A 12,648-nucleotide genomic window follows, 5' to 3' on the forward strand; every position below is an offset into this window, starting at 1 on the left:
CTAGGTGGCCGCCCTAGGTGGCCGCGAAGCGCGTCCAGCGGCGCAGCGGGGCCCACCGCGCGGCGATCTCGGCCAGGGCGACATAGCCGGCCAGCATCAGCGGGGCGATGACCAGGGTCTCGGGCGGGAAGCCGTGCGGCGGGTCGGGCTTCAGCGCCATCGGCTGGACGAACAGCAGGATGACGATGTTGTTGGCCGCATGGGCCCCGATGGCGAACTCGATCCCGCCCAGCCGCAGGGTCATCCAGGCCAGGCCCACCCCCATCGCCAACCGCACCAGGAAGGCGTCGAGATTGGGATCGAAGTGGATGGCCGAGAACAGCAGGCCGCTCAGCACCAGCACGGCGCGGGGGTCGGGGAACCAGGCTCCGACGATCTTGATCAGCCAGCCCCGGAAGACCAGCTCCTCGGCGGCCGCGGCGATCAGCAGCAGGACGACGACCAGGGCCAGATAGGTCAGCCGGACGCCCAGGTCCGGGCCGATCGCCAGGATCGGCGCGCCCGGGGCCTTGGGGTCCAGGGCCGCCGAGGCCAGCAGCAGCGGCCCGATCGTCACCGCGAACAGGCCCAGGCCCAGCAGCAGCAGCCGCCAGCGGAAGCGGGGGGCGGCGGTGAAGTACGTCCGCAGCCGGCGGCGATGCAGCAGGGCCGCCGCGCCCACGAAGGCCAGGGCCATGGCGCCGTTCACGACGGCCAGCAGGCCCAGCACGAAGGCCACCTCGGTCAGGCCGGTCGGCGCCTCGCCGCGCCCGATCATCTCCATCAGGCGCTCGACCGACTCCACGCCCCCGCCGACGATCGCGAAGGCGACGAACACGACGAGGCCCGCGATCACCGCCGCCAGCAGGGCCGCGATCACGCCGATGGGCACGGTCAGCAGGAGCGGAACGACGCGCCGGTCGGCGGGCGTCAGATCGTCCAGGAACGGCGACTGTCGAAGCTCTGCTAGCACCACGGTCCTTGGATCCGGTTGTGGATCATCGCTAGGCGTTCGCCGCCCGCGACGCAAGCGGCGCGACACGCGACTTGCCCCGCCAGCCGGCGCGCGGCACACAACGCAGGCAACATGGGGCGACGACAGGGCGGGGCGAGCATGACCGACATCACCGACAAGGAAGCGCAGCACCTTCATCGCCTGATCCTGTTCTCGGACGCGGTGTTCGCGATCGCCATCACCCTGCTGGCCATCGAGATCCATCCGCCCGAGCACTGGAGCAGCGTCGGCGACCTGCTGAGCCAGATGCGGCACAAGCTGATGGCCTACGCCGTCAGCTTCGCCGTCGTGGGCGTCAACTGGATCGCCCATCGCCGCACCTTCTCGCGCCTGCGCCGGGCCGACGGCGTGCTGGACGTGCTGAACCTCCTGATGCTGGGCCTGCTGGCCCTGCTGCCCCTGGGCACCGAGATGCTGTGGGAGAACGGCACGGCCTCGTCGGTGGTCGTCTATGTGGCGCTGGTGACTGCCATCGGCCTGGCCCACGCCCTGGCCTGGGGTTACGCCGCCATGTTCGCCGGACTGTCCGAACCGATGCCGACCGGCGAGAAGGTCTATGTGCTGCTGCGCGTGGCCCTGCTGCCCGGCCTGATGTGCGGCCTGACCTTCCTCAGCATCATCACCCAGACCTGGTGGGGCTGGCTGGGCATCGCCGTGGTCGTGGCCGGACTGTCGATGACCAACCGCCTGATGGCCCGGAGCGGCGCGCTCCCCGCCGTCCCGGCCGCCGAGGACTGAGTCTTGCGCATCGTCTCGGGCCAGTATCGCGGCAAGGCCATCGTCACCCCGCCGGGGGCCAACACCCGCCCCACCTCCGACCGGGCCCGCCAGGCCGTGTTCAACATCCTCGAGCACGCCGCCTGGGCGCCGGAGCTGCACGGGGCGCGGGTGATCGACGTGTTCGCCGGCTCCGGGGCCCTGGGCCTGGAGGCGATGTCGCGCGGGGCCGCCTTCTGCCTGTTCGTCGAGACCGACGACAACGCGCGCGGCGCGATCCGCGAGAACATGGAAGCCTTCGGCCTGTTCGGCCAGGCCCGGGTGCACCGGCGCGACGCCACCGATCCGGGCCCGCGCCCGGGCAGCGTCGGCGCGCCGTTCGACATCGCCTTCCTCGACCCGCCCTACGCCAAGGGCCTGGGCGAGAAGGCCCTGGCCGCCCTGGCCGCCGGCGACTGGCTGTCCCCCGGCGCCGTCGTGGTGTTCGAGCGCGGCCGCGACGAGCCCGATCCGGCGCCGGAAGGCTTCGAGCGGTTGGACGCCCGGGAGTACGGGGCGGCGAAGGTGTTCTTCTTCCGGCTGGCGTGATCAAAAATCCGCTCATCCCGGCGGATGCCGGGACCCAGATGGAATGACTCCCGAGCTGACGCCATGAGCTCGGCGTTCTTCCAATCCGCCACACCGATATGGGATCTGGGTCCCGGCGTTCGCCGGGATGAGCGGGCTATTTTTTGACCTTCGCCGGGGTGGTCTGGGCCACCTTGACCGGGGCGCCGTCGCTGCGGGCCTCGGCGACCAGGCTGGCGCAGTCGGCGTCCTTGGCCTCGCCGCCGGTGACGAAGGGCAGGATGGCGGCCAGGGGCGAGACAAAGGCGCCCAGCGCCGCGGCGATCCCGCCCTGGGCCACCGCCCCGCCGGTCTCCAGCCCGACCTTGGGCGACATGAACGGTCCCTTGATGGTGATCGGGATGAACAGCCGGACCAGGCGCGGCTTCTTGCTGTCGCCGTCGATCCTCAGGTCCATGCGTTCGTTCTGCAGGTTGATCGTGCCCTTGCCGCGCGCCAGCACCACGCCGGTGTCAGCGACGATCTGGTTGGAGGTCATGACGCCGTCCTTGACGTTGAAGTCGGCCACCGCGCAGCGGACGCTGGTCTCCTTGTCGCTCTTGCTGAGCAGCAGGAGCAGGCCCTTGGAGGCGTTGACGCCCAGGAGCTCGGCGAAGGCCTGGCGGATCTGGCCCTTGGGCGAGACCAGGGTCACCTGGCCATTCGCGGTCGAGGCGGCGCGGTGCACCGAATTGCCGTAGCCGGTCAGCTTGGCCCGGGCCATCACCCCACCCTCGACGGCCGGCTTGCCGTCGTTCTTGATGGTGATGAAGTCTTCCAGCTTGGCGTTGGTCAGGCGCAGGTCCAGATCGGTGCGCGGCACCTTGGGATTGGCGTCCAGCCGCACCTTGCCGGCCAGGTCGCCGCGCGAGAAGGTGAAGGCGATGGGGTCCATGGTCAGCACGCCCTTCTCAAGCGTCAGGTCCAGCCGGACCTTCTGAAGGGGCAGGTTCGGCGCGTTGACCGCCAGGGCCCGGTACTTGACCTTGGCGTCCATGGCCTTGACGCGCTCGACCTGCAGGGTGGCGTCGGGCAGCAGGCGCTGGGTGGCGTCGCGCTGGGCGGCCTCGACCTTCTGGCCGGCCGAGGCGGTCTCGCCCCTGCCGGTGGCCGGCGCCGCGCCGACCAGGCTGCCCAGGTCGTCGAAGTCCAGGCGCCGGGACTGCAGGTCGGCCTCCAGATAGGGCCGCTGGCGGCCCGTCAGCACGAACAGGTCGCCCGAGACGTCGCTGTCGCCGATCCGCCCGTTCAGCTTCTTGAAGTCGAACCGCTGGCCGTTGCGGGTCAGATGACCGCTGATCTTGTAGGGCGGGGTGTTGGGCAGGGTCAGGCCGGTCAGGGCGTAGAGGCGGTTCAGGTCCGTGCCCGAAACGCTCAGCTGGGTCTCGAACAGACCCAGGTTGAACGGCTTGGTGATGTCGCCCTTGGCCAGGACGTGGGTCGAGCCCGCATCGACCCTGGCGTCGAACGGATAGGGCCGGTTGGGCGAGATGTTCAGCAGCGGGCCGCCGGTGACCAGGGCGGTGAACGGAGAACGGTTCAGCTGGCCCTTGCCCTCCAGCACGAACCGGCCGCGTCCGTCGGCGGTGGCGTGTTCGTTGGAATTGACCGTGCCCAGGAAGAAGACGTCGCGCTGCTGGTCTTCGTAGCGCAGCTGGCCGTCATTGATGATGAAGTGCTGGATGGCCGGCAGCTTCAGCGGCGTCTTGGGGGCGTTGGGGTCGCCGAACGTCCAGTTGGCCTTGCCCGAGCCGTCGCGCAGCAGGCGCACGTCCGGCCGGTCCACCGCCAGCAGCGGCAGGATGACGTCGCCCTTGAGCAGGGGCAGCAGCTTGATCTGCACCGCGATGCGGTCGACCTTGGCCATGGGAGTCCCGGCCGGCGAGCCCTTGGGATCGGCCTTGGCCGCCCAGTCTGGCTGGGCGATGCGCACCCCCAGGGCCTCGGCCTTGGGCGAGAACGACCAGGGATGGACGCGCAGGTCGCCGGTGATCACCACCTCGCGGTCCAGCCGCGCCGAGGCGAAGCGGCCCAGCGGTCCCCGGAACCAGTTCCAGTCGAAGATCACCAGGAAGACGACGATCGCGATCGTCAGCAGGATCGCCCCGATCATCCCCCAGCGCGCGCGCGGCGGCAGGCCGCGAAGACGCGCGAGCAGGTTGGGGGGCGGCGGATTGGGGGCGAGCGTCGTCAGGGCGGGAACCTCCGGATACCCGTCCACAACGCGCGGACGGGGTCCTTATGTTCCGAAAACGGTCAGGTCCCGCCCCGGGGCGGCCTCGGCGGCGGCTAGTAGACCAGCCGCAGGCTGCCCACGCCGATGGCGGCCAGCACGAAGGCGACGATCGCCACGATCTCGTAGGCCTTGAAGAGCGGCTTGCTCGGTTGGCGCATGATGAAATTTCCCCCGTCCCGATTTGATGCGTGTGGTCCCCCCTCACGCAATCTCCGGGCCAAAAACATGAGTCTTCACGGCAGCTTGCCCGGCCAGACCAGGAAGCCGCCGGCGTCGCGTCCCGCCACGCGATAGGCAGGATAGGGCGCGACCGGGTCCGACGGCGCCGAGTCCGGAACGATCCGGGTCCAGCCGCCGTAGCGGTCGCCGCGCAACGGCTGGTCCTCCACGTCCAGCGGCCGCTCGTACGCCCAGCGGTCGAAGTCGCTCCAGACGGCCCGGGCCTCGCACTCGACGCGATCGTAGCGATAGGCCCCGCCCGGGCCGGTGACCCGGCGGACGGCGCAGTCCTGCGGCCGATCCGCGGCCGACGCGGCGACGCCCGTTCCGCCTAAGGCGGCGGCGAGACCCAGCAAAAGCAGCGCACGGCGGATCATGGCGAAAACTCCAGAAGGTTAACAAACCAGAGCCCCTGCGTGCTTTCGCGCGCTTTCGCCTTCAACGCGAGCTTGGCCATGAAGATTCTTCGGGCGATTGCCAGACGCGGCCGCCCGCCCTAGCTTTCGATCAAACAAGTGTTTGAGGCGGACATGGCGATCGAGGCGGTGATCTGGGATTTCGGCGGGGTGTTCACGACCTCGCCGTTCGAGGCCTTCCGACGGTTCGAGCAGCAGCGCGGCCTGCCGCAGGACTTCATCCGCCGGGTCAACGCCGCCGATCCCGACGCCAACGCCTGGGCCCTGTTCGAGCGCAACGAGATCGACGCGGCCGCCTTCGACGCCCTGTTCCTGGAGGAGGCCACGCGTCTGGGCCACGCCGTGCGCGGCGCCGAGGTGCTGCCCCTGCTGTCGGGCGACGTGCGGCCGCGCGTGGTGGCGGCGCTGAAGGCCTGCAAGGCGCGGTTCAAGGTGGGCTGCATCACCAACAACGTCGTCACCGGCCACGGCACGGGCATGGCCGGCTCGGCGCAGAAGGCCGAACAGATCGCCGAGATCTTCGCCCAGTTCGACGCGGTGATCGAAAGCTCCAAGGCCGGGGTCCGCAAGCCCGACCCGCGCATCTATGAAATGATGTGCGAGCTGATCCAGGTGGCGCCGGCCGCCTGCGTCTACCTCGACGACCTGGGGGTCAACTGCAAGCCGGCGGCGGCACTGGGCATGACGGCCATCAAGGTCTCGACCGAGGACCAACTGCTGGCGGACCTTGCGGCGGCGACCGGTTTGGCGTTCTGAGGGGGAAACCTTTTCCGCCGCAGGAGCCCGCCATGACCCGCCCCGCCAAGATCGGCGCCGCCGCCGCCCTCTCCCAACTGCAGGGCTGGGCGTCGGTCGCCGACAAGGACGCCATCGGCAAGACCTTCAAGTTCACCGACTTCAACGCCGCCTTCGGCTTCATGACCCGCGTGGCCCTGATGGCCGACAAGCTGGACCACCATCCGGAGTGGTTCAACGTCTACAACCGCGTCGAGGTGGTGCTGACGACGCACGACGCCGACGGGGTCAGCGAGCTGGACGTGACGATGGCGCGGTTCATGGACGAGATCGCGGCCTAACGCCCCCTCCGTCGGGCTGCGCCCGCCACCACCCCCGTTGCACGGGGGAGGAGAGGCTGGTTCGCTTCCTCCTCACCAGCGAAGCGGGAGAGGTGGCGCGCTGCGAATACGCAGCGCGACGGAGGGGGCGTCCAGAGCCGCCGTTTCCCCCTTCCGTCCCCGCCCCATCCAGTTCAAACTAGCGTTTGAATTATAACGGGAGGACGCCGCAGATGGCGCAGAGCACGGGCCGGGTCGCCGGCAAGAAGGCCTTCATCACGGGCGGCGCCCAGGGCCTGGGCGCGGCGGCCGCGCGGCGTCTGGCCGAGGAAGGCGCCAAGGTCAGCCTCGCCGACATCAACTTCGCCGGGGCCCAGGCCGTGGCCGACGAGATCAACGCCGCCCACGGGGCCGGCACGGCCTTCGCCTTCCAGCTGGACGTCACCCAGGAAGACCAGTGGATCGAGGCGCTGGAAAAGGCCGACGCGGCCATGGGCGGGATCTCGGTGCTGCTCAACAACGCCGGCGTCGCGGGCGACAAGCCGCTGGAGCAGATGGAGTTCGACCTCTGGAAGAAGATCATGTCGATCAATGTCGACAGCGTCTTCCTGGGGGCCAAGCACGCCCTGAAGTACATGCGCGCGCACCAGCCGGGCTCGATCATCAACATCAGCTCGATCGCCGGCCTGATCGCCAACCACAATTCGCCGGCCTACAACGCCTCCAAGGCGGGCGTCTGGCTGCTCAGCAAGAACATCGGCCTCTACTGCGCCAAGATGGGGCTGGATATCCGCTCCAACTCGATCCACCCGACCTTCATCGACACCCCGATCCTGGACCCGCTGAGCCAGCGCCTGGGCAAGGAGGAGGCCCACGCCAAGCTGGGCCGCCAGATCCCGCTGGGCCACATCGGCGAGCCGAACGACATCGCCAACGCCGTGCTCTACCTGGCCAGCGACGAGAGCAAGTTCATGACCGGCGCCGAGCTGAAGCTGGACGGCGGGATTTCGGCGATGTGATCATCGGGGACATGCCCTTGCGGCGTGTCCCCATCCGCTAGCGCCGAGCCAAGACTTGGGGACACGCCGCAAGGGCATGTCCCCGGTCCCGCCTACCGCGGCGCCCGCTTCGCCAAAATCCGCTGCAGGGTCCGCCGGTGCATGTTCAGCCTGCGCGCCGTCTCGGAGACGTTGTGGCCGCACATCTCGTAGACCCGCTGGATGTGCTCCCAGCGCACGCGGTCGGCGCTCATCGGGTTTTCCGGCGGGGCCGGGGCGGCGTCCTTGGCGGCCAGCAGGGCGCGGGCCACGTCGTCGGCGTCGGCCGGCTTGGACAGGTAGTCGATCACCCCGGCCTTCACCGCCGCCACGGCGGTGGCGATGTTGCCGTAGCCGGTCAGCATGATGACCTTGGCGTCGGGGCGGACGTCGCGCACGGCCTCGACCACCTTCAGTCCGGTGCCGTCCTCCAGCCGCATGTCGAGCACGGCGTGGGCCGGGGCCTGGGATTTCAGGGCGCTCATCGCCTCGGCCACCGAGGCGCAGAGCGTCACCGCAAATCCGCGCTGTTCGAGGGCTCGGCCCAATCGCGTCCGTAGCGGCGCGTCGTCGTCGAGGAGCAGCAGGGACTTGTCGGGCAAGGCCGCGACCATTTCACCGATATCCGCCATGAAATTCAGCGCCTCCCAACGCCGACACTCAACCGGGCCACGAGCGAGCTATCTTGTTGCCCATTTCCCGAGTGTCGCAAGTGTTTCATCACAGCTCGCTCGCACCGATGATGGCCGGCGCCTCCAGCGCCGACCTCGGCCAGCGCGCGGCGACCACCGCGCCGCCGCGCCGACCGTTCTTGAAATCCACCGTGGCCCCAGTTCGTTCCAGCAGGGTCTTGGCGATGAAGAAGCCCAGGCCCATGCCGATGTGGCCGGTCCTGGACCCCTCCGCCCCCGGACGGGACGTCACATAGGGCTCGCCCAGCTTGGCCAGGATCTCGGGCGAGAAGCCCGGGCCGTCGTCGCGCACCTCGATGACCACGGCGCGGGCGTCGAAGCGGGCCACGACGATCACCTCGGCCCGGGCGAAGTCGACGGCGTTCTCGACGATGGTGGTCAGGGCGTGGAGGATCTCGGCGCGGCGCCAGATGTCGGGCGCGGAATCGCCGGGCGGGCCGTTGACCACCGCCTCCACGCGGATGCCGTGGATCATGTGCGGCTCGATCACCTCGTGCACCAGCTGGACGAGGCTGATGCGCTCGTGCACGGCGTCCTTGGCCTCGGGCATCTCGGTCAGCCGGGCCAGGATCTCGCGACAGCGGGCGGCCTGGCCGATCATCAGCTCGGCGTCCTCGCGGGTCTGCTCGTCGGGCGCGTTGCGGATCATCTCGCGGGCCACCACCGAGATCGTGGCCAGGGGCGTGCCCAGCTCGTGGGCGGCGGCGGCGGCCAGGGCGCCCAGGGCCGACAGGCGCTGCTCGCGGGCCAGCACGGTCTCGGTGACGTTCAGGGCCAGCTCCATGCGCGCCGATTCGGTCGCCGCCTGCCAGGCGTAGGCCCCGGTCACCGCGATGCCGAGGATGCGCGACAGCACGATCGTCATCAGGGTCAGGCCGCCGGGCACGGGCCCAGGTCCCGCCGACGGCCGGTAGGGCAGCGGCAGGTTGAAGAAGGCCAGGATCACGCAGGCCGCCACCGCCAGGACGCCGATGGCCGCGGCGAACCGGGCCGGCAGGGTGGCGGCGGCCAGGGTGACGGGCGCGATCAGCAGCAGGGAGAACGGATTGATGATCCCGCCGGTCAGGTACAGCATCCCCGCCAGCTGCAGGGTGTCGAAGGCGATCTGGGCCGTGGCCTCGACCTCGCGCGCCATCCGCTGGCCGCCGAAGGCCAGGCCGATCAGCACGTTCAGCCAGGCCGACATGGCGATCAGCGAGAAGCACAGGGCGTAGGGGACCTTCAGGTCCAGGACGAGGCCGGCGATCAGCACCGCGGCGGTCTGGCCGACCACCATGATCCAGCGCTGGGCGATCAGGGTGCGGACCCTCAGGCGTCCGCGACGAAGCCCCGGACCCGCCCAGGACCAGTCCTCGTCTTGCGCCGCCTCGACGTCAGGCTTATCGAGCCCCGGTCGAGGCGAACTGTGCGGCGCATTCTTGAGAGACGCGTCTGCCATGTCGCACCTTAAGGCCAGAAATTCTCCCCTGGCGAGAGCGAAAGGTTCAACGCCCATGCCGCGTCATCGGTTGTTCGCGATTCTGGCAGGCCTCGTGGCCGTGCTGGTGGCCGGCGGGCTGATCTACAAGACCGGCGTTCTGGACAAGGCCCCGCCCCCGTCCCTGGTGGGCGGCCCGTTCCAGCTGGTCGACCAGAACGGCCAGCCGGCCACGGAAGCGACGCTGAAGGGCCAGTGGAACGCGGTGTTCTTCGGCTTCACCTACTGCCCGGACGTCTGCCCCGGCACCCTGCAGGCCCTGGCCGCCGCCAGCGACCAGCTGGGCCCCAAGGCCAAGGACCTGAAGATCGTCTTCATCTCGGTCGATCCCGGCCGCGACAATCCCGAGCAGCTGAAGACCTTCCTGTCGGGCCCCACCCTGCCCAAGAACATTCTGGGCCTGACCGGCACGCCCCAGCAGGTGGCGGCCGCCGCCAAGGCCTACCGCGCCTACTACAAGCAGGTCGGCGACGGGCCGGACTACAGCGTCGACCACTCCACGGCCATCTACCTGATGGATCCCAAGGGCCGGTTCAGCAAGGTGATCGCCTACAACCTGCCGCCCGAGGAGATCGCCCGGCAGATCAAGGACGCCATGGAAGGGCGCTGACCGGCGCCCGCGACGCTGTACCGCTACCGGAAGGCGGTACCTTCTTAGGGTTTGGCGTGTTATGTTGCATTGCAACATTCTGGATGCGCCATGCTGTACGCCCTGCACGAGGCCAGTTTCTACGCCTCCACGCCCCTGCGCTTCGCGGCCCTGGCCGCGCGCGACTTCTGGGGCTCGCCCCTGAACCCGGCGGCCGACACCGATCTGGGCCGGCGCATCCACGCGGGCGCGGACCTGTTCTCGAACGTCACCCGCCGCTACGGCAAGCCGGACTGGCGCGTCGACACGGTCAAGATCGGCCAGGTCGACGTGCGCGTGCGCCCGACCGTGGTCTGGGAAAGCCCCTGGGCGCGGCTGATCCAGTTCGACCGTGACATGGCCGACATGCGCCGGGCCGGCAAGTTCGCCCTGGACCCCGCCGTGCTGATCGTCGCCCCCCTGTCGGGCCACTACGCCACCCTGCTGCGCGGCACGGTCGAGGCCTTCCTGCCCGACCACGCGGTGTTCATCGTCGACTGGATCAACGCCCGCGAGGTCTCGGTCCTGCAGGGCCGTTTCGACTTCCACGACTATATCGACCACATCCAGCAGATGCTGCGGCTGCTGGGCCCGCGCCCCAACGTCGTGGCCGTCTGCCAGCCGGGCCCGCCGGTCCTGGCCGCCGCTGCGCTGATGGCCGAGGACAACGACCCCTCGCGCCCGGCCAGCATGACCTTCATGGGCTCGCCCATCGATGCGCGCCTGTCGCCGACCGTGACCAACCAGCTGGCCGAGGAAAAGCCGTTCACCTGGTTCCAGTCGAACATGATCTACACCGTGCCCGCGCCCTATCCGGGCATGGGCCGGCGCGTCTATCCGGGCTTCGTCCAGCTGGCCAGCTTCATGAGCATGAACGCCGAGAAGCACCAGCAGGCGCACCAGCGGTACTTCCAGGACCTGGTGAAGGGCGACGGCGACAGCGCCGACAAGCACCTGGAGTTCTATGACGAGTACCTGTCGGTGCTGGACCTGACCGAGGAATTCTACCTCCAGACCATCGACATCGTCTTCCAGCAGTACCTGCTGCCCAAGGGCGAGCTGGTCCATCGCGGCCGGTTGGTGCGGCCCGAGGCGATCACCGACATCGGCCTGATGACGGTCGAGGGCGAGAACGACGACATTTCCGGCATCGGCCAGACCCAGGCGGCGCACGCCCTGTGCTCGTCCCTGCCCGAGTCGATGAAGGAGGACTACGTCCAGCCGGGCGTGGGCCACTACGGGGTGTTCAACGGCCGCCGGTTCCGCGAGGAGATCTATCCGCGCGTCCGCGACTTCATCCTGAAGAACGATCCGAACTTCCAAAGCTAGGCTTGAGCTTCGCTGACGAAATCTGCGAAACAGGGCCATGTCCGACGCCCCTGTTTCGCTGATCGATCGCCTGGCCGGCCTGGCCTTCAGGACCAAGCTGTTCGCCACGGGCGTGGTCTACATGCTGGCCATGTTCGCACTGTCCGAAGCGACCGGCGACGACCTCGTCCCACGTCTCTGGTTCGCCACGACGCTGCCCGTCGTCTGGGGACTGGCCTTGCTGGCCCAATGGCTGTCGATGCGGCCTCGCCCCGCCTTCGCCGAGGCGGTCGCCGGCGTCGTCGCCTCGGCCCGTCGACGACCTTTCGTCGCGGTGTTCTACGCCGCCGCCGCCGTCGCCATCGAGGCGCAGACGATAGCCTGGGCCCTGGGCCGTTCGTTGATCCCCGACCTGTAGCGCGGGCCCCCTTGCACCTGGACCGTTGCGGCGCGATCTAGAGGACATGAACCTCTTCCGCCCGCAGCGCTACGCCGACGGTGACCAGCTGGACGTGCGCGGCTGCGCGGTGCGGCTGAAGGTCGACGGCCGGGCGCGGCGGATTTCGCTGCGGGTCGACCGGGCCAAGTCCGAGGTGGTGGCCCTGGCCCCCACCCCGCGCCGGCTGTCCGAGGCCGTGGCCTTCGCCCACGAGAAGGCCGACTGGATCGCCGGCCAGTTGGCGGCCCTGCCCAATCGCCAGGTCATCGCGCCGGGCGGGATCCTGCGCCTGCTGGGCAAGCCCTATCGGCTGGAGGTCGGCCCCGGCCGGCCGAAGATGACGGAAGACGCCCTGATCGCCCCGGATGACAGCGCCTGGGGCCTGCGCATCCTGCGCCTGGCCAAGCGCGAGGCCCTGACCCGCCTGACCGAGCGCACGGCGCACCACGCCGCCGCCCTGGGCCGCCCCATGCCCTCGGTGGCCATCGCCGATCCCAAGGCCCGCTGGGGCTCGTGCCGCCCGGCGCGACCGGGTCACCCGGCGGCGATCCGCTACAGCTGGCGGCTGGTCCTGGCCCCGTTCGAGGTCGCCGACTACGTCGTGGCCCACGAATGCGCCCACCTGATCGAGGCCAATCACGGACCAAGGTTCTGGGCGTTGTGCGAGCAGCTGTCCGGAGACCCCGCTCCGCACCGACGCTGGCTGCGGGCCCACGCGGCGGAGCTGCACGCGATCTCGGCGTGAGATCACACCCACTTGCCCCCACCTGACCGCTTCGCGGTCTGTCCGCCCCCGTAGGGGGCGGAGCCTTCGCGGCGTGGCT

Annotated in this window: 15 protein-coding genes; 9 read left to right on the forward strand and 6 right to left on the reverse strand. The window is 69.6% G+C overall.

The features are described 5' to 3' along the window. Window positions 1-13: 13 nt before the first annotated feature. Complete coding sequence (locus WAE60_RS05400) at window positions 14-952, reverse strand: type II CAAX endopeptidase family protein (RefSeq protein WP_029909348.1); 939 nt, start codon at window positions 950-952, stop codon at window positions 14-16. Between the two features lie 141 nt (window positions 953-1,093). On the opposite strand from WAE60_RS05400, the gene WAE60_RS05405 reads away from it, so the two are divergent. After that, window positions 1,094-1,732: a TMEM175 family protein gene (locus WAE60_RS05405; protein ID WP_029909349.1), complete on the forward strand. Its 639-nt coding sequence runs from the start codon at window positions 1,094-1,096 to the stop codon at window positions 1,730-1,732. A 3-nt stretch (window positions 1,733-1,735) separates the two neighbouring features. Further along, window positions 1,736-2,299 (forward strand): 16S rRNA (guanine(966)-N(2))-methyltransferase RsmD, encoded by a 564-nt coding sequence (gene rsmD, locus WAE60_RS05410; RefSeq protein ID WP_029909350.1) that lies wholly within the window; start codon window positions 1,736-1,738, stop codon window positions 2,297-2,299. A 136-nt stretch (window positions 2,300-2,435) separates the two neighbouring features. On the opposite strand, the gene WAE60_RS05415 is transcribed toward rsmD, so the two are convergent. The 3 genes from WAE60_RS05415 to WAE60_RS05425 all read right to left on the reverse strand — a co-directional run bounded on the left by WAE60_RS05415 (window position 2,436) and on the right by WAE60_RS05425 (window position 5,149). Next, complete coding sequence (locus tag WAE60_RS05415; protein WP_337685326.1) at window positions 2,436-4,430, reverse strand: AsmA family protein; 1,995 nt, start codon at window positions 4,428-4,430, stop codon at window positions 2,436-2,438. Between the two features lie 176 nt (window positions 4,431-4,606). Beyond that, entirely contained in the window at window positions 4,607-4,711 is a 105-nt protein-coding gene (locus tag WAE60_RS05420) for a hypothetical protein (protein ID WP_231499410.1), read from the reverse strand. 75 nt (window positions 4,712-4,786) lie between these two features. Further along, a complete protein-coding gene (locus WAE60_RS05425; RefSeq protein ID WP_337685327.1) occupies window positions 4,787-5,149 on the reverse strand; it encodes a hypothetical protein in 363 nt (120 codons plus the stop codon). Between the two features lie 153 nt (window positions 5,150-5,302). Here WAE60_RS05425 and WAE60_RS05430 point away from each other — a divergent pair, with 153 nt between their 5' ends. The 3 genes from WAE60_RS05430 (at window position 5,303) to WAE60_RS05440 (ending at window position 7,262) form a co-directional block, all read left to right on the forward strand. Then, window positions 5,303-5,944 (forward strand): HAD-IA family hydrolase, encoded by a 642-nt coding sequence (locus WAE60_RS05430; RefSeq protein ID WP_337685328.1) that lies wholly within the window; start codon window positions 5,303-5,305, stop codon window positions 5,942-5,944. Between the two features lie 32 nt (window positions 5,945-5,976). Then, complete coding sequence (locus WAE60_RS05435; RefSeq protein WP_029909354.1) at window positions 5,977-6,264, forward strand: 4a-hydroxytetrahydrobiopterin dehydratase; 288 nt, start codon at window positions 5,977-5,979, stop codon at window positions 6,262-6,264. 212 nt (window positions 6,265-6,476) lie between these two features. Next, window positions 6,477-7,262, forward strand: a complete 786-nt coding sequence (locus tag WAE60_RS05440; RefSeq protein WP_337685329.1) for an SDR family oxidoreductase — start codon at window positions 6,477-6,479, stop codon at window positions 7,260-7,262. A gap of 92 nt (window positions 7,263-7,354) precedes the next feature. Here WAE60_RS05440 and WAE60_RS05445 read toward each other — a convergent pair whose 3' ends face one another. Together WAE60_RS05445 and WAE60_RS05450 are read right to left on the reverse strand one after the other, a co-directional pair. Further along, window positions 7,355-7,912 (reverse strand): ActR/PrrA/RegA family redox response regulator transcription factor, encoded by a 558-nt coding sequence (locus WAE60_RS05445; RefSeq protein WP_029909359.1) that lies wholly within the window; start codon window positions 7,910-7,912, stop codon window positions 7,355-7,357. An 88-nt stretch (window positions 7,913-8,000) separates the two neighbouring features. Then, window positions 8,001-9,410, reverse strand: coding sequence for an ActS/PrrB/RegB family redox-sensitive histidine kinase (locus WAE60_RS05450; protein ID WP_029909361.1), 1,410 nt, complete (start codon window positions 9,408-9,410; stop codon window positions 8,001-8,003). A 55-nt stretch (window positions 9,411-9,465) separates the two neighbouring features. Here WAE60_RS05450 and WAE60_RS05455 point away from each other — a divergent pair, with 55 nt between their 5' ends. From WAE60_RS05455 to WAE60_RS05470, 4 genes are all read left to right on the forward strand, one after another. After that, the gene (locus WAE60_RS05455; RefSeq protein ID WP_337685330.1) at window positions 9,466-10,059 is read left to right on the forward strand and encodes an SCO family protein; all 594 of its coding nucleotides are present in this window, start codon (window positions 9,466-9,468) and stop codon (window positions 10,057-10,059) included. A gap of 90 nt (window positions 10,060-10,149) precedes the next feature. Beyond that, window positions 10,150-11,406 carry a polyhydroxyalkanoate depolymerase gene (gene phaZ, locus WAE60_RS05460; protein ID WP_029909365.1) on the forward strand — a complete coding sequence of 419 codons (1,257 nt, stop codon included), beginning with the start codon at window positions 10,150-10,152 and terminating at the stop codon, window positions 11,404-11,406. Window positions 11,407-11,443: 37 nt separating this feature from the next. Then, a complete protein-coding gene (locus tag WAE60_RS05465; RefSeq protein ID WP_337685331.1) occupies window positions 11,444-11,803 on the forward strand; it encodes a hypothetical protein in 360 nt (119 codons plus the stop codon). 46 nt (window positions 11,804-11,849) lie between these two features. Then, window positions 11,850-12,569: a SprT family zinc-dependent metalloprotease gene (locus WAE60_RS05470; RefSeq protein WP_337685332.1), complete on the forward strand. Its 720-nt coding sequence runs from the start codon at window positions 11,850-11,852 to the stop codon at window positions 12,567-12,569. Window positions 12,570-12,648 lie beyond the last annotated feature (79 nt).

The organism is Caulobacter sp. CCG-8 (assembly GCF_037402475.1).
Taxonomy (GTDB): domain Bacteria; phylum Pseudomonadota; class Alphaproteobacteria; order Caulobacterales; family Caulobacteraceae; genus Caulobacter.